General features: G+C 48.9%; 14 protein-coding genes. All 14 read right to left on the bottom strand.

The features are described 5' to 3' along the window. Positions 1–138: 138 nt before the first annotated feature. The 14 genes from NW747_RS04915 to NW747_RS04855 all read right to left on the bottom strand — a co-directional run bounded on the left by NW747_RS04915 (position 139) and on the right by NW747_RS04855 (position 14,380). A complete protein-coding gene (locus NW747_RS04915) occupies positions 139–261 on the bottom strand; it encodes a hypothetical protein (protein ID WP_273188224.1) in 123 nt (40 codons plus the stop codon). A 10-nt stretch (positions 262–271) separates the two neighbouring features. Next, the gene (locus NW747_RS04910; protein ID WP_273188223.1) at positions 272–1,423 is read right to left on the bottom strand and encodes a sodium ion-translocating decarboxylase subunit beta; all 1,152 of its coding nucleotides are present in this window, start codon (positions 1,421–1,423) and stop codon (positions 272–274) included. A gap of 205 nt (positions 1,424–1,628) precedes the next feature. Beyond that, positions 1,629–1,940, bottom strand: coding sequence for a phospho-N-acetylmuramoyl-pentapeptide-transferase (locus NW747_RS04905; protein WP_273188222.1), 312 nt, complete (start codon positions 1,938–1,940; stop codon positions 1,629–1,631). An 844-nt stretch (positions 1,941–2,784) separates the two neighbouring features. Continuing rightward, positions 2,785–3,909: a sodium ion-translocating decarboxylase subunit beta gene (locus NW747_RS04900; RefSeq protein WP_273188221.1), complete on the bottom strand. Its 1,125-nt coding sequence runs from the start codon at positions 3,907–3,909 to the stop codon at positions 2,785–2,787. Positions 3,910–3,938: 29 nt separating this feature from the next. Continuing rightward, positions 3,939–4,067 carry an OadG family protein gene (locus tag NW747_RS04895; RefSeq protein ID WP_273097472.1) on the bottom strand — a complete coding sequence of 43 codons (129 nt, stop codon included), beginning with the start codon at positions 4,065–4,067 and terminating at the stop codon, positions 3,939–3,941. A 115-nt stretch (positions 4,068–4,182) separates the two neighbouring features. Further along, a complete protein-coding gene (locus NW747_RS04890; protein ID WP_273188220.1) occupies positions 4,183–5,481 on the bottom strand; it encodes an SLC13 family permease in 1,299 nt (432 codons plus the stop codon). Positions 5,482–6,230: 749 nt separating this feature from the next. Beyond that, positions 6,231–7,355: a sodium ion-translocating decarboxylase subunit beta gene (locus NW747_RS04885; protein ID WP_273188219.1), complete on the bottom strand. Its 1,125-nt coding sequence runs from the start codon at positions 7,353–7,355 to the stop codon at positions 6,231–6,233. A gap of 36 nt (positions 7,356–7,391) precedes the next feature. Further along, positions 7,392–7,481 carry an OadG family transporter subunit gene (locus NW747_RS10335; RefSeq protein WP_288972829.1) on the bottom strand — a complete coding sequence of 30 codons (90 nt, stop codon included), beginning with the start codon at positions 7,479–7,481 and terminating at the stop codon, positions 7,392–7,394. A gap of 187 nt (positions 7,482–7,668) precedes the next feature. Further along, on the bottom strand, positions 7,669–8,967 hold the full coding sequence (locus NW747_RS04880) for an SLC13 family permease (protein WP_273188218.1): 1,299 nt from the start codon (positions 8,965–8,967) through the stop codon (positions 7,669–7,671). A 709-nt stretch (positions 8,968–9,676) separates the two neighbouring features. Beyond that, positions 9,677–10,801, bottom strand: a complete 1,125-nt coding sequence (locus NW747_RS04875; protein ID WP_273188217.1) for a sodium ion-translocating decarboxylase subunit beta — start codon at positions 10,799–10,801, stop codon at positions 9,677–9,679. 36 nt (positions 10,802–10,837) lie between these two features. Then, positions 10,838–10,927, bottom strand: coding sequence for an OadG family transporter subunit (locus NW747_RS04870; RefSeq protein WP_418249456.1), 90 nt, complete (start codon positions 10,925–10,927; stop codon positions 10,838–10,840). A gap of 188 nt (positions 10,928–11,115) precedes the next feature. Beyond that, complete coding sequence (locus tag NW747_RS04865; RefSeq protein WP_273188216.1) at positions 11,116–12,414, bottom strand: SLC13 family permease; 1,299 nt, start codon at positions 12,412–12,414, stop codon at positions 11,116–11,118. Positions 12,415–13,093: 679 nt separating this feature from the next. After that, positions 13,094–14,218, bottom strand: coding sequence for a sodium ion-translocating decarboxylase subunit beta (locus tag NW747_RS04860; protein WP_008860608.1), 1,125 nt, complete (start codon positions 14,216–14,218; stop codon positions 13,094–13,096). 33 nt (positions 14,219–14,251) lie between these two features. Then, entirely contained in the window at positions 14,252–14,380 is a 129-nt protein-coding gene (locus tag NW747_RS04855; RefSeq protein ID WP_008860609.1) for an OadG family protein, read from the bottom strand. Between the last annotated feature and the right edge of the window lie 416 nt (positions 14,381–14,796).

Raw genomic sequence — 14,796 nt, 5'->3', positions numbered from 1 at the left:
CCTTTTTGATTGTCTTTTATAGAAAAGCGCGGTTCCCTCTTCCGCTTCAGCGAAAAAACAGTCTTCCGCAGAGCCTGCCCCGTCAGGAGGGACCTTTTCCTGTGAAAGAAGAGAGCCCTTTCCCTATTTCACCATCCCCTATTTCCTTTCCTGAAACATCCGGTTCAGAAGATAGGTGAGTCCGGCAAATACAGCCATCACCACGAAAAGAAGAGGATAGGCGATGACCATTAAAGCCATTGATGATTCTACGCTCGTCATGATTTCCTCCTTATCCCAGTACGGGAATCAATGCCAGCACCAGACCGCCGGCTACCACTGACGCCACCTGGCCTGCCACGTTGACCCCCATGGCATGCTGGATAATATAATTGGACGGGTCCTCCTTCAGCGCCATCTTCGCAATGACCCGGCCGGACATGGGGAAGGCGGAAATACCGCAGGCACCGATCATGGGATTGATTTTCTTCGTGAGGAACAGATTGGCCAGCTTGGCAAAGAGAATGCCTCCCACCGTATCGAATACAAAGGCCAGGGCTCCAAGTACCAGGATTTTGAGCACGTCCATGGTCAGAATGTTTTCCGCCGTCATGGTGGCCCCTACGGTAATGCCCAGAAGAAGGGTGACCAGGTTGGACAGCTCATTCTGCGCCGCATTGGAGAGAGAATCTGTAACTCCCGATACCTTCAGCAGGTTGCCGAACATGAGAGCACCGATAAGAGGTACCGAAATAGGCGCCAGAATACCGGCAATAAGCACCACCATCAGGGGGAAAAGGAAACGGGCCGTCCAGGAGACCGGTTTCTCCGCCTTGAAGGGCATGCGGATCAGGCGCTCCTTCTTCGTAGTCAGCAGCTTTACAATGGGCGGCTGGATAATCGGCACCAGGGACATATAGCAGAAAGCTGTCACCGTCAACGGTGCCAGAAGATTGGTGGCAAATTTCTGGGCCACGAAAATGGTGGTAGGACCGTCGGCGGCACCGATGATGCCGATGGACGCCGCTTCATTGAAAGGAAATCCCGCCAGCGATGCCAGGAAGGCCGCAGCAAAAATGCCGAAATGGGCAGCCGCCGCAAAGAGCATGACATACGGCGCCCGGATCAGAGGATCGAACTCACACATGGCTCCCACCGCAATGAAGATAAGCACCGGGAAAAGCTCATTGGCAATGCCTGCCTCATAAAGCACGGACAGGAATCCCGGCTCCCCGCCGCCTGTGGGAATCACTGCAAAATGACCGGGGATATTGGCCAGGATACAGCCTACCCCCATGGGGAAAAGAAGCATGGGCTCATAATCCTTTTTCACCCCCAGATAAATCAGGATACCTCCAATGAGGAACATCATCCACACCGAAGGGTCTCCCATGCCCATGACCCCGCTGAACAACTCTTTGGCAATACTTTCCCAGGCTGTCATTGAAACCTCCCAAATGAATAAAAATACAAATAACTGCCTTTATGAAATAGATTGTCTCTGCCCATCCTGTTTGATAACCTGCCATGCATATATTCCTAAAAAAAAGACCTGACATTTTTTCAATGCCAGGTCCTTCTATCAGGATGGATTTCCTACCCCTGTGCCATACGCAGGAAACAGAATATGAAACTGTAAAACTCTTACTTTATAAATTATAACCGAAAACAGGAAGAATGACAAATACAAGAACGGCCCAGATCACACCGGAACCGATAAAGATGCCTGCCGTAATGGCAAAGCCTTCTTTGGAATTCGGCACGCCCAGCAGACTGAAATTGCCAAACACCCCGCGGCGTACCATGAAACCATTGGATTTGCGCTGCCTGAACCACTTCAGTTTGTTTTCCTGTCCGATACTGTAGGCCACAATGATGGCCACCACGGAAGCAATCAGCCAGTACAGCAGAAAACGAGCTGCGCTGAAATCATGTACATCAGATAAATCAATTAGCTGCATAATTAGTACTCCTTATCAAGTGTAATGATATCAGCATTTTAAAGAGAATGCAAGGGGATAATGATGGCCCTTTGGACGCGCCTTTGGCGCGAGGGTTGACGAGGGTTGACGGGGCTTCGCCCCGAGGGTTCTTAAGGTTCGTAAGTTTGACGGCCTTTCAGGCCGAGGGTTGTGGTATCGCCCTATGGGGCGATGAATATGAAGTCAGCGTTACGGATTTACCTTTCTGTATCATACGTTATGATAGGAATTCTGCTGACTGGCTCGCTGCGCCGAGCGCCCCCCTATCCGCAAGCGGGGGCAGAATAAATTGCTCTATGCTTTCCTGTAGAGACATGGCTCCATTGCTAAGCACCCATAGTGCCCCCGCTTGCGGGGGAAAGGTGGTGGCGCCAGCCACCAAAGGGGGGAAAACGCCGAAATGGTACGTGAAGTATATGACTCGCTGTTTTTTTCCTCATATCTCTCTTTTCCCTTGAGGTGGCAATAGAACTGGATCCGTAGGGGAGCCCCGCGACCCGCGAATCCAGTGACATGCTTCCCACCGGGGCGAAGTCCCGCGTAGCGGGAAAGGGTGTACGAGGTAAGCGGAGAGAATAGATACTCTATGCTGACATGACCGCCGCAGGCGGCTTATAAAACTCATCGCCCAAAGGGCGATACCACAACCCTCGGGCCAAAGGCCCGTCAAACTTAAGAACCCTCCGGCCAACGGCCGGTCCATCTTAAGAACCTTCCCCTCTGAACCCTCACACCCGATAGGGTGTATCCAATGGCGGAGCCTCCAGAGCAAAAAAGCATCCTCTTTCGAGGATGCTTTTCATTGACAGATTTCTTACAGAAATCAGCCTCCGAACTGTGCCAGCATGGTGCCTGCAGCAACTGCAGTACCAATAACGCCTGCTACGTTCGGGCCCATAGCCTGCATGAGCAGGTAGTTGGACGGGTTGTCGCGAAGACCTACCACCTGGGATACGCGGGCTGCCATTGGTACGGCAGATACGCCTGCGGAACCGATCAGCGGGTTTACCTTGTTGCCCGATGCAATTCTCATGATCTGGCCGAAGAGTACGCCGCCTGCGGTGCCTGCTGCGAATGCAACCAGGCCGAGGCAGATGATTTCAAGGGTCTGTACGCGGATAAATTTGTCGCCAGTCATGGTAAGGCCTGTGCCGGTTGCCAGGAAAATGGTAACGATGTTGCACAGTGCGTTCTGAGCGGTATCAGACAGACGAGCAGTTACGCCGGATACTTCAAACAGGTTGCCCAGGCAGAGCATACCCATCAGTGCTGCTACCGGCGGGAGAAGCAGGGAAACAACGATGGAAACGACGATCGGGAATGCCACCTTTTCGAAATGGGTTACAGGACGAAGGTTGGTCATCTTGATCTTTCTCTGTTCCTTGGTGGTGAAGAGCTTCATGATAGGAGGCTGAATCAGGGGCACCAGGGACATGTAGGAGTAAGCTGCTACGGCTACAGCACCCAGAAGGTGAGGAGCCAGTTTAGAAGTCAGGTAAATGGAGGTCGGGCCATCAGCACCACCGATGATACCGATGGAAGCTGCTTCCTGAACATTGAAGCCCAGGAGCATAGCGCCGGCCAGTGCTACGAATACGCCGATCTGGGCAGCTGCACCCAGAAGCATGGTCTTCGGGTTAGCGATGAGGGGACCAAAGTCGGTCATTGCGCCTACGCCCATGAAAATCAGCGGCGGGAAAATTTCGTACTTAATACCAAATCCAATAGCCATCATAACGCCCATATCGGTTTCAAAACCGGTATTCGGGAAGTTAGCCATAATATCGCCAAAAGCGATGGGCATCAGCAGAAGAGGTTCGTATTCTTTTGCGATTGCCAGATAAAGCAGGACAATGCCTACCAGAATCATAATGATGTTTTCGATGGTGAGGGCGGCAAAGCCGGAGTCAGTCCAAACGGAAACAAGAGCTCTCATAAAGCCATCCATGTTTGTATCCTCCTATATGATTATTGTACTTATTTCTTTTTATTCTTGGTTGGATCCACAATGTGAATCAGCTGAATAACGAAGGCAAGAAAAATCAGAACCGCAAATACGATAACCATGTTGGTGAGACAAATGGACAGCGGGCTTGGAGATGCCATGTATGAATCCACCTTTCTTTTTATACAGTCTCGAGGAAAAGGGAGATCCCTGTCCCATCAGGAGACGGGACAGAGAAGCCTCTGTTTCCCATAAGGCAAAACCTTTCCGGATAGATTATCCCGGGAAGAATGGCCAGAAAATCGGGATAATGATAACGCTTGCAATGAATGTAATGATGCAGAGTGGTACGCCGACCTTCACATAGTCATTGAAATTGAATCCGCCAGGGCCAAGGACCAGGGTGTTTGGCGGAGTAGCCATTGGTGTTGCGAATGCCATGGATGCTGCGATACCGATGGACATGAGTACCGGTTTCGGGTCAGCACCGATGGACTGAGCAATGGAAATACCAATTGGTGCAAGAAGTGCTGCAGATGCAGTGTTACTCATGAACTGGGTCAGTACGTTGGAAATCAGGTACAGTACAGCGCAGAGAACGATGGGGTTCGGGTTCTCGCCCATCATGCCTACGACAGTGTCGGCAATCAGTTTGCCTGCACCGGTCTTATCCATAGCGGTAGCTACGGAGAGCATGCCGGCGAAGAGGAAAATGGTTACCCAGTCGATACCTGCATAAGCTTCCTTTTCTTTCAGGCAGCCGGTGATGACGCAGAGAATGGCACCGGTCACAGCAGCAGTCTGGAGAGGAACGGTCTTGAGGTTCAGAGCCATAGCAGCAACTACGCCCAGAAGAATGAGACCGGAAATCCACATCTTGGTTTTGCTCTTTGGAGCATCGTCATCAGAAGCACCAGCTTCTTTCTTAGCTGCTTCAACGGCAGCTGCATCCATAGCGCCTGCATTTTTAACCGGAATGGTCTTGCGGCCGATGGTGAGCATGTAAACCAGAACGATAACGGACAGCGGAACGCCGATGAGGGCAAATTCGAAGAATCCGAAGGACGGAAGACCGGCAGCGGACAGAGCGCCGGTAACGATAACGTTTGGCGGAGTACCGATCATAGTGATGGTGCCGCCTACGTTAGCAGCCACTGCCAGAGGCATCAGTTCCTTGGAAGCCGGAATGTGGGCTGCATTGGCAATACCAACGATAACCGGCATGAGGCATGCTACCGTACCGGTATTGGAGGAAACCGCAGACAGGGCAATGGTAACGACCATGATAGCGCCCATGAGCGGTACTTCCTTTGTACCTGCCTTGTTTACTACCCAGAGACCTACTGCTTCTGCCAGGCCTGTTTTAAACATAGCGGCGCCGATGACGAACATACCGCCGAAAAGAACGACGGTGGAGTTGGAAAGACCTGCATATACCTGTTTGGACGGAAGAACGCCGAGAATACCGAGGGCTGTGCAGGCTGCCATAGCGGTAACTGCCAGCGGGATCAGTTCGGTAACAAACAGGAATGCTGCTACTGCCAGTACACATAGTGTAGTAATAGCTGGATCCATAAGTTCACCTTCCTTTAAAGAAATGTCTCTCTTCTCATCATAGAAAAAAGAACTGTAAACTGCGGAAGATGGCAGACCTTCAAAAATAAGCATAAATAATAGCTGACTGCGATAGGAAAATCTGCATCATTCCGTTGTATCCCTGATTAACCGGCTATCCTCCTTTCATCACAGTCTCCGGGAAAGACTCACATGGGAAACAAGAAACGGAACTGCGCTCTCGTTCATTTGTATTGTAACTGCCGCAGAATTCATAATCAAATCTGCATATATTACTATATATATAGCTATGTATTTATAATTATATAGTACTCAATGCATATGTATATACATTGCAGCCTATGGAAATACTCTCTTTTCAAGGAGGCTGCCATGAAAAACAAAGGGAAAAATATCCGATATTTTCGGATAAATCATTTCTTATATTTCTTTGTGATGCATCTTTATTCCCTTTGGTGAATAGCATTTACAAAAAACGGATATCCCCGGATATTCCCTTTCTGCTTTGGAAACCTGATTTCTGTTTCAGAATTTTATTTTTCTATATGATGCTATAGAAGATTATTATAATGGCTTATGGAACTCGTCATATCCCCTTCTCCCTGTCGGAACATCCGGCTTCCTTTCCTCCTGGGTCCCGCCCTGACACCTAAGACCTGCCTCAAAGGGAAAGATTCCTTTCTCAAAGAAAGCATAAAAAAAGCATCCTCTTTCGAGGATGCTTTTCATTGACAGATTTCCAGAAGAAATCAGCCTCCGAACTGTGCCAGCATAGTGCCTGCAGCAACTGCAGTACCGATAACGCCTGCTACGTTCGGGCCCATAGCCTGCATGAGCAGGTAGTTGGACGGGTTGTCTTTCAGACCTACAACCTGGGATACACGAGCTGCCATTGGTACGGCAGATACGCCTGCGGAACCAATCAGCGGGTTTACCTTGTTGCCGGATGCAATTCTCATGATCTGACCAAAGAGTACGCCGCCTGCGGTGCCAGCTGCGAATGCAACCAGGCCGAGAACGATGATTTCAAGGGTCTGTACACGAATGAATTTGTCGCCGGTCATGGTAAGGCCAGTGCCGGTTGCCAGGAAAATGGTAACGATGTTGCACAGTGCGTTCTGAGCGGTATCAGACAGACGAGCGGTTACACCGGATACTTCAAACAGGTTGCCCAGGCAGAGCATGCCCATCAGAGATGCTACCGGCGGGAGAAGCAGGGAAACGACGATGGCAACGACGATCGGGAATGCAACCTTTTCGAAATGGGTTACAGGACGGAGGTTAACCATCTTAATCTTTCTCTGTTCCTTGGTGGTGCAGAGCTTCATGATTGGCGGCTGAATCAGCGGAACCAGGGACATGTAGGAGTAAGCTGCTACGGCTACGGCACCCAGAAGGTGAGGAGCCAGTTTAGAAGTCAGGTAAATGGAGGTCGGGCCATCAGCGCCACCGATGATACCGATGGAAGCTGCTTCCTGAACATTGAAGCCCAGGAGCATAGCGCCGGCCAGTGCTACGAATACGCCGATCTGGGCAGCTGCACCCAGAAGCATGGTCTTCGGGTTAGCGATGAGGGGACCAAAGTCGGTCATTGCGCCTACGCCCATGAAAATCAGCGGCGGGAAAATTTCGTACTTAATACCAAATCCAATAGCCATCATAACGCCCATATCGGTTTCAAAACCGGTATTCGGGAAGTTAGCCATAATATCGCCAAAAGCGATAGGCATCAGCAGAAGAGGTTCGTATTCTTTTGCGATTGCCAGATAGAGCAGGACAAGTCCTACCAGAATCATAATGACGTTTTCGATGGTGAGGGCGGCAAAGCCGGAGTCAGTCCATACGGAAACGAGAGCTCTCATAAAGCCATCCATAATTGTATCCTCCTAATTCTAATGGTTATGTTTTACTTATTTCTTCTTGTTCTTGGTTGGATCCACAACGTGAATCAGCTGAATAACGAAAGCAAGGAAAATCAGAACAGCAAATACGATAACCATGTTAGTGATACAAATGGAAAGTGGGCTCGGAGTATCCATCTATAAATCCACCTTTCTTTTTTCAGTACCTTAGTAGATACCAGTGAGGTTCCTGCCTCACGCAGTGAGAATCAGAAGCCGGGAAGCGCCGGAAGCGCTTCCCATCTCCTGAAAAATTTCAATTGACTTTCTTTTCCACAGCTGGAAATCAGCCTGGGAAGAATGGCCAGAAAATCGGGATAATGATAACGCTTGCAATGAAGGTAATAATGCAGAGCGGTACGCCGACTTTGACATAGTCATTGAAAGAGAATCCGCCAGGTCCGAGGACCAGGGTGTTTGGCGGAGTAGCCATTGGTGTTGCAAATGCCATGGATGCTGCGATACCGATGGACATCAGTACCGGTTTCGGATCAGCACCGATGGACTGAGCAATGGAAATACCAATTGGTGCAAGCAGAGCTGCAGATGCAGTGTTACTCATGAACTGGGTCAGTACGTTGGAAATCAGGTACAGTACAGCGCAGAGGATAATGGGGTTTGGATGTTCGCCCATCATGCCTACTACGGTGTCGGCAATCAGTTTGCCTGCGCCAGTCTTATCCATAGCGGTAGCTACGGAAAGCATGCCGGCGAACAGGAAAATGGTTACCCAGTCGATACCTGCATAAGCTTCTTTTTCTTTCAGGCAGCCGGTGATGACGCAGAGAATAGCGCCGGTAACAGCGGCAGTCTGGAGAGGAACGGTCTTGAGGTTCAGAGCCATAGCAGCAACTACGCCCAGAAGAATGAGACCGGAAATCCACATCTTTGTCTTGCTCTTCGGAGCATCGTCATCGCCTGCGCCTGCTTCTTTCTTAGCAGCTTCTACAGCGTCAGCATCCATAGCGCCTGCACTCTTGACCGGAATGGTCTTGCGGCCAATGGTCAGCATGTAAGCAAGAACGATGACGGACAGCGGAACGCCGATGAGGGCGAATTCGAAGAATCCGAAGGACGGAAGACCGGCAGCGGACAGAGCGCCGGTAACGATAACGTTTGGCGGAGTACCGATCATGGTGATGGTGCCGCCTACGTTAGCAGCGACTGCCAGAGGCATCAGTTCCTTGGAAGCCGGAATGTTAGCTGCCTGGGCAATACCGATAATAACCGGCATGAGGCATGCTACGGTACCGGTATTGGAAGATACAGAAGACAGGATGATGGTTACCAGCATAACGGCACCCATCAGTTTGACTTCACCGGCACCTGCTTTGTTTACTACCCACAGGCCAACTGCTTCTGCCAGGCCTGTTTTAAACATAGCGGCGCCGATAACGAACATACCACCGAAAAGAACGACGGTGGAGTTGGAAAGACCTGCATAAACCTGTTTGGACGGAAGAACGCCCAGAATACCGAGGGCTGTGCAGGCTGCCATTGCAGTGACTGCCAGCGGGATCAGTTCGGTAACAAACAGGAATGCTGCTACTGCCAGTACACACAGTGTGATAATGGCTGGATCCATAAGGTTCACCTTCCTTTTGATTTTTCCACTCTTTTTTCCTTTACTGGTGCTTACGAGGAAATCAGAACGGAACTCTCCGGAAAGTCATAGGACTCATATGAAGTTATAAAAGAATAAATGCTGAATTCCGAATATGAATCCCGAATACGATCCGGAAAATAATTCGACCCCCGGCAAACCTTCTATCCTCCTTTGAGAAAAGCCCTGGGGCAGGGCCTGCATCTATGTAGATGCGATTGATATGCATTACATAGGCACCTATGTTCATTCTATATGGATGCTATGATTTTCGCAAATTTACATAATATTCTATGTATCCTTCCTTTCCCCTTGAAAATAGCTGCCAAGCCCCTTTCATTTCCCCTGTTTTTGTCATTTTCTAATTGAAAATAACCTGCCCCATACTCCCCTCTTTCCTTCCTCTTTTCAAGCTGAAATTTTTCATAGTATACGATTTCATCGTCTTCTATGAAAATTCATAGTTATCAATGTTCATTATCATTTGCATGTTCGCATTGTATACTATGCAACTTTTTGAAAATCCAAGTTTTCTGTTTTATTGTTTACCTAAAATGAGCATTCTAGTTTTTTTATATATGATGATATAAATAATTATTATAAGGGCTTGGAAGGAGCAAATCAGCTTTTGGCGCAATAAAAAAGCATCCTCTTTCGAGGATGCTTTTCATTGACAGATTTCTTACAGAAATCAGCCTCCGAACTGTGCCAGCATGGTGCCTGCAGCAACTGCAGTACCGATAACGCCTGCTACGTTCGGGCCCATAGCCTGCATCAGCAGGTAGTTGGACGGGTTGTCTTTCAGACCTACGATCTGGGATACGCGGGCTGCCATTGGTACGGCAGATACGCCTGCGGAACCAATCAGCGGGTTTACCTTGTTGCCAGATGCAATTCTCATGATCTGACCAAAGAGTACGCCGCCTGCGGTGCCGGCTGCGAATGCAACGAGGCCCAGGAAAATGATTTCAATGGTCTGGAGACGAAGGAATTTATCACCGGTCATGGTGAGGCCTGTGCCGGTTGCCAGGAAAATGGTAACGATGTTGCACAGGGAGTTCTGAGCGGTATCAGACAGACGAGCGGTTACGCCGGATACTTCGAACAGGTTGCCCAGGCAGAGCATACCCATCAGTGCTGCTACCGGTGGCAGAAGCAGAGATACCACAATAGCTACGACGATCGGGAATGCAACCTTTTCAAAATGGGAAACCGGACGGAGGTTAACCATCTTAATCTTTCTCTGTTCCTTGGTGGTGCAGAGCTTCATGATTGGCGGCTGAATCAGCGGAACCAGGGACATGTAGGAGTAAGCTGCTACAGCGATGGCGCCCAGCAGATGCGGAGCCAGTTTAGAAGTCAGATAAATAGCGGTCGGGCCATCAGCACCACCGATGATACCGATGGAAGCTGCTTCCTGGACGTTGAAGCCCAGTGCCATAGCGCCTGCCAGTGCTACGAATACGCCGATCTGGGCAGCTGCCCCCAGAAGCATGGTCTTCGGGTTAGCGATGAGAGGACCAAAGTCGGTCATGGCACCTACACCCATGAAAATCAGCGGCGGGAAAATTTCGTACTTAATACCATATCCAATAGCCATCATAACGCCCATATCGGTTTCAAAACCGGTATTCGGGAAGTTAGCCATAATATCGCCAAAAGCGATAGGCATCAGCAGAAGAGGTTCGTATTCTTTTGCGATTGCCAGATAGAGCAGAACCAGTCCGACAAGAATCATGACAATGTTCTGCCATGTTAATGCAGCAAATCCGGAATCTGTCCATACAGAAACCAGTGCTCTCATAAAGCCATCCATAATTGTATCCTCCTAATTCTAATGGTTTTGTTTTACTTATTTCTTTTTATTCTTGGTTGGATCCACAATGTGAATCAGCTGAATAACGAAGGCAAGAACAATCAGAACCGCAAATACAATAACCATGTTAGTGATACAAATGGAAAGTGGGCTTGGAGTGTCCATGTATAAATCCACCTTTCTTTTTTCAGTACCTTAGCAGATACCGGTGAGGATTCTGCCTCACGCAGTGAGAATCAGAAGCAGGGAGCTGCCGGAAAGGCAGCTCTCACTTCTAACAGCAAGTCTTTCAATCCCAAAGGCTAAGAGATGTATCAGCCTGGGAAGAATGGCCAGAAAATCGGGATAATGATTACGCTTACAATGAATGTAATAATGCAGAGCGGAACGCCTACTTTTACATAGTCATTGAAAGAGAATCCGCCAGGTCCAAGAACCAGGGTGTTTGGCGGAGTAGCCATTGGTGTTGCATAAGCCATGGATGCTGCGATACCGATAGCCATAAGTACCGGTTTCGGGTCAGCGCCGATGGACTGAGCAATGGAAATACCAATTGGTGCAAGAAGTGCTGCAGATGCAGTGTTACTCATGAACTGGGTCAGTACGTTGGAAATCAGGTACAGTACAGCGCAGAGAACAATGGGGTTTGGATGATCGCCCATCATACCTACTACGGTGTCGGCAATCAGTTTGCCTGCGCCAGTCTTATCCATAGCGGTAGCTACGGAAAGCATGCCGGCGAAGAGGAAAATGGTTACCCAGTCGATACCTGCATAAGCTTCTTTTTCTTTCAGGCAGCCGGTGATGACGCAGAGAATTGCGCCGGTAACAGCGGCAGTCTGAAGAGGAACGGTTTTGAGGTTCAGAGCCATGCAGACAACAACGCCGATCAGAATGAGACCGGAAATCCACATCTTTGTCTTGCTCTTCGGAGCGTCGTCATCAGAAGCACCAGCTTCCTCCTTAGCTGCTTTCACAGCTTCTTCATCCATAGCGCCTGCATTCTTGATCGGAATGGTCTTACGGCCAATGGTGAGCATGTAAGCCAGGACGATAACGGACAGCGGAACACCGATGAGGGCGAATTCGAAGAATCCGAAGGACGGAAGTCCTGCTGCAGACAGAGCGCCGGTAACGATAACGTTTGGCGGAGTACCGATCATGGTGATGGTGCCGCCTACGTTAGCAGCGACTGCCAGAGGCATCAGTTCCTTGGAAGCCGGAATGTTAGCTGCCTGAGCAATACCGATAACTACCGGCATGAGGCATGCTACGGTACCGGTATTGGAAGATACGGAAGACAGGATGATGGTTACCAGCATGATGGCGCCCATCAGCGGAACTTCTTTGGTACCTGCTTTTCTAACAACAGCAAGACCGATGGCTTCAGCGAGGCCAGTCTTGAACATAGCGGCGCCGATAACGAACATACCACCGAAAAGAACGACGGTGGAGTTGGAAAGACCTGCATATACCTGTTTAGCCGGAAGAACGCCGAGAATACCGAGGGCTGTGCAGGCTGCCATAGCGGTAACTGCCAGCGGGATCAGTTCGGTAACAAACAGGAATGCTGCTACTGCCAATACACACAGTGTGATAATGGCTGGATCCATAAGGTTCACCTTCCTTTTGATTTTTTTCGATAGCTGCCAGGTTCGATGCATACCGGACAGAAATCGGAATCTTCTCCGGAAGATTGTTGGACTCATATAAAGTTATAAAGAATAATTGCAAGTTTCCACATGAATCCGAAATATGATCCGGAAAACAATGATAATCCCTTGGTAAACCTTCTATCCTCCTTTGTTCACAGTCCCAGGGTCGGGCTCCCATCTATGAAGCTGCACATGGCATGCACTTACATAGGCATCTATGCTTATTGTATTCATGGACCTGTCAAAATTCAACCACTCCACCGTCTATTTCAATTTAGAATATATTATTCTATTTAAAAAATAGTATGCTATTGATTATGATTCCCATTTAAGTCATTGAAATTTATTCCTTCCCCATTGTCCCCTGAAAACTGCAAATGCAAAACTTTACTGCTAATGATTCGATTGATTTCATCGTATACTATTCATTATATTCTTCATACGATTTTGACAGTCTTTTGCATGAAATATATACCGAAATTATAAATTTTTATTTTATAAACTATTAAATGCTATCATTCCTAATTTCTCAATTCGTTATATTTTCTATATGCCCCTATAAAAAATGATTATATACAAAAAGCACTCTCCAAAGAGAGTGCTTTTTCATAATCAATGACAGATTTTTTAAGGGAAATCAGCCTCCGAACTGGGCCAGCATGGTGCCTGCCGCCACAGCGGTGCCGATAACGCCTGCCACGTTGGGACCCATGGCCTGCATGAGCAGATAGTTGGAGGGATTGTCCCGAAGACCTACCACCTGGGATACCCGGGCTGCCATAGGTACGGCAGATACGCCGGCAGAACCGATGAGGGGGTTCACCTTGTTACCGGACACAATGCGCATGAGCTGGCCGAAGAGGACGCCCCCTGCGGTGCCTGCTGCAAAGGCTACGAGACCGAGGCAGATGATTTCCAGAGTCTGCACACGGATGAACTTGTCGCCGGTCATGGTGAGGCCGGTGCCGGTTGCCAGGAAAATGGTAACGATGTTGCACAGTGCATTTTTCGCCGTATCAGACAGACGGCCGGTTACGCCGGATACTTCAAAGAGATTGCCCAGGCAGAGCATGCCCATGAGGGATGCCACCGGCGGGAGAAGCAGGGAAACCACGATAGATACGACAATGGGGAAAGCTACCCTTTCGAAATGAGTCACCGGACGAAGATTCACCATGCGGATCTGTCTCTGTTCCTTCGTAGTGAGGAGCTTCATAATCGGCGGCTGAATCAGGGGTACCAGGGACATGTAGGAATACGCTGCCACAGCTACGGCACCCAGAAGGTGGGGCGCCAGCTTGGACGTCAGATAAATAGAAGTGGGGCCGTCAGCGCCGCCGATGATGCCAATGGCTGCCGCTTCCTGCACATTGAAGCCCAGAATCATGGCACCTGCCAGGGCCACGAAAACGCCGATCTGGGCAGCAGCGCCGAGAAGCATGGTTTTCGGGTTGGCAATGAGGGGAGAAAAGTCCGTCATTGCTCCCACACCCATGAAAATCAACGGCGGGAAAATTTCATACTTAATACCAAATCCAATAGCCATCATAACGCCCATTTCCGATTCAAAACCGGTGTTGGGGAAATTGGCCATAATGTCGCCAAAAGCAATGGGCATGAGCAGAAGAGGCTCATATTCCTTGGCAATGGCCAGGTACAGGAGCACCAGACCCACCAGAATCATAATGATATTTTCAATCGTAAGAGAAGCAAATCCCGAATCTGTCCACACAGAAGCAAGGGCTCTCATAAAACCATCCATAATGTCTACCTCCTAACCTTAATCGTTATCTTCCTATTTCTTCTTGTTCTTCGTGGGGTCCACGATGTGAATCAGCTGGATCACAAACGCCAGGAAAACGAGGACCGCAAATACGATAACCATGTTAGTGAGACAAATGGAGAGGGGGCTTGGAGATGCCATAGAGTCAACCGCCTTTCGAAAAATAAACCTGCTGATACCATCCTAGACAAAGAATGCCATCAGCATTTCGCCTGTGAAATTTCCTGAAGGGAGGGCCAAGAGCTGCCCGCGAGCCCCGCCTCCTGCAGGCCTTCATCCGCTTTTCCAAGAGCGGTCCAATGACTTCTCCATAAAATGACTTCTCTATGTGAAATAATGGCATGAAACCGGAGAATCACTGCACCTGGAAAATAAGCCTGCCCATCCTGTTATCCATCAAACAGGGAAACGCCTCCTTTCTTCACTGCATAAACTTCAGGAATCGCAGATATCTACAGTCAATATACAGTATTTTTCCATGATTTTCAAATAAATATAGTATATTATGGTTATTTATTCCTATTATTGTGTTTTATCATTATGATACTTCCGTATTC

Source organism: Dialister succinatiphilus (assembly GCF_928721695.1).
GTDB lineage: Bacteria > Bacillota > Negativicutes > Veillonellales > Dialisteraceae > Dialister > Dialister succinatiphilus.
This window is presented reverse-complemented; position numbering and strand designations above follow the sequence as displayed.

Bases quoted from the DNA above. Each gene is read 5' to 3' on its own strand.
- NW747_RS04875 (WP_273188217.1), bottom strand. From the start codon at position 10,801: ATGGATGGCTTTATGAGAGCACTGGTTTCTGTATGGACAGATTCCGGA.
- NW747_RS04905 (WP_273188222.1), bottom strand. From the start codon at position 1,940: ATGCAGCTAATTGATTTATCTGATGTACATGATTTCAGCGCAGCTCGT.
- NW747_RS04900 (WP_273188221.1), bottom strand. From the start codon at position 3,909: ATGGATGGCTTTATGAGAGCTCTTGTTTCCGTTTGGACTGACTCCGGC.
- NW747_RS04880 (WP_273188218.1), bottom strand. From the start codon at position 8,967: ATGGATCCAGCCATTATCACACTGTGTGTACTGGCAGTAGCAGCATTC.
- NW747_RS04890 (WP_273188220.1), bottom strand. From the start codon at position 5,481: ATGGATCCAGCTATTACTACACTATGTGTACTGGCAGTAGCAGCATTC.
- NW747_RS04885 (WP_273188219.1), bottom strand. From the start codon at position 7,355: ATGGATGGCTTTATGAGAGCTCTCGTTTCCGTATGGACTGACTCCGGC.
- NW747_RS04855 (WP_008860609.1), bottom strand. From the start codon at position 14,380: ATGGCATCTCCAAGCCCCCTCTCCATTTGTCTCACTAACATGGTTATC.
- NW747_RS04910 (WP_273188223.1), bottom strand. From the start codon at position 1,423: ATGACAGCCTGGGAAAGTATTGCCAAAGAGTTGTTCAGCGGGGTCATG.
- NW747_RS04895 (WP_273097472.1), bottom strand. From the start codon at position 4,067: ATGGCATCTCCAAGCCCGCTGTCCATTTGTCTCACCAACATGGTTATC.
- NW747_RS04870 (WP_418249456.1), bottom strand. From the start codon at position 10,927: ATGGTTATTGTATTTGCGGTTCTGATTGTTCTTGCCTTCGTTATTCAG.
- NW747_RS04915 (WP_273188224.1), bottom strand. From the start codon at position 261: ATGACGAGCGTAGAATCATCAATGGCTTTAATGGTCATCGCCTATCCT.
- NW747_RS04860 (WP_008860608.1), bottom strand. From the start codon at position 14,218: ATGGATGGTTTTATGAGAGCCCTTGCTTCTGTGTGGACAGATTCGGGA.
- NW747_RS04865 (WP_273188216.1), bottom strand. From the start codon at position 12,414: ATGGATCCAGCCATTATCACACTGTGTGTATTGGCAGTAGCAGCATTC.
- NW747_RS10335 (WP_288972829.1), bottom strand. From the start codon at position 7,481: ATGGTTATCGTATTTGCTGTTCTGATTTTCCTTGCTTTCGTTATTCAG.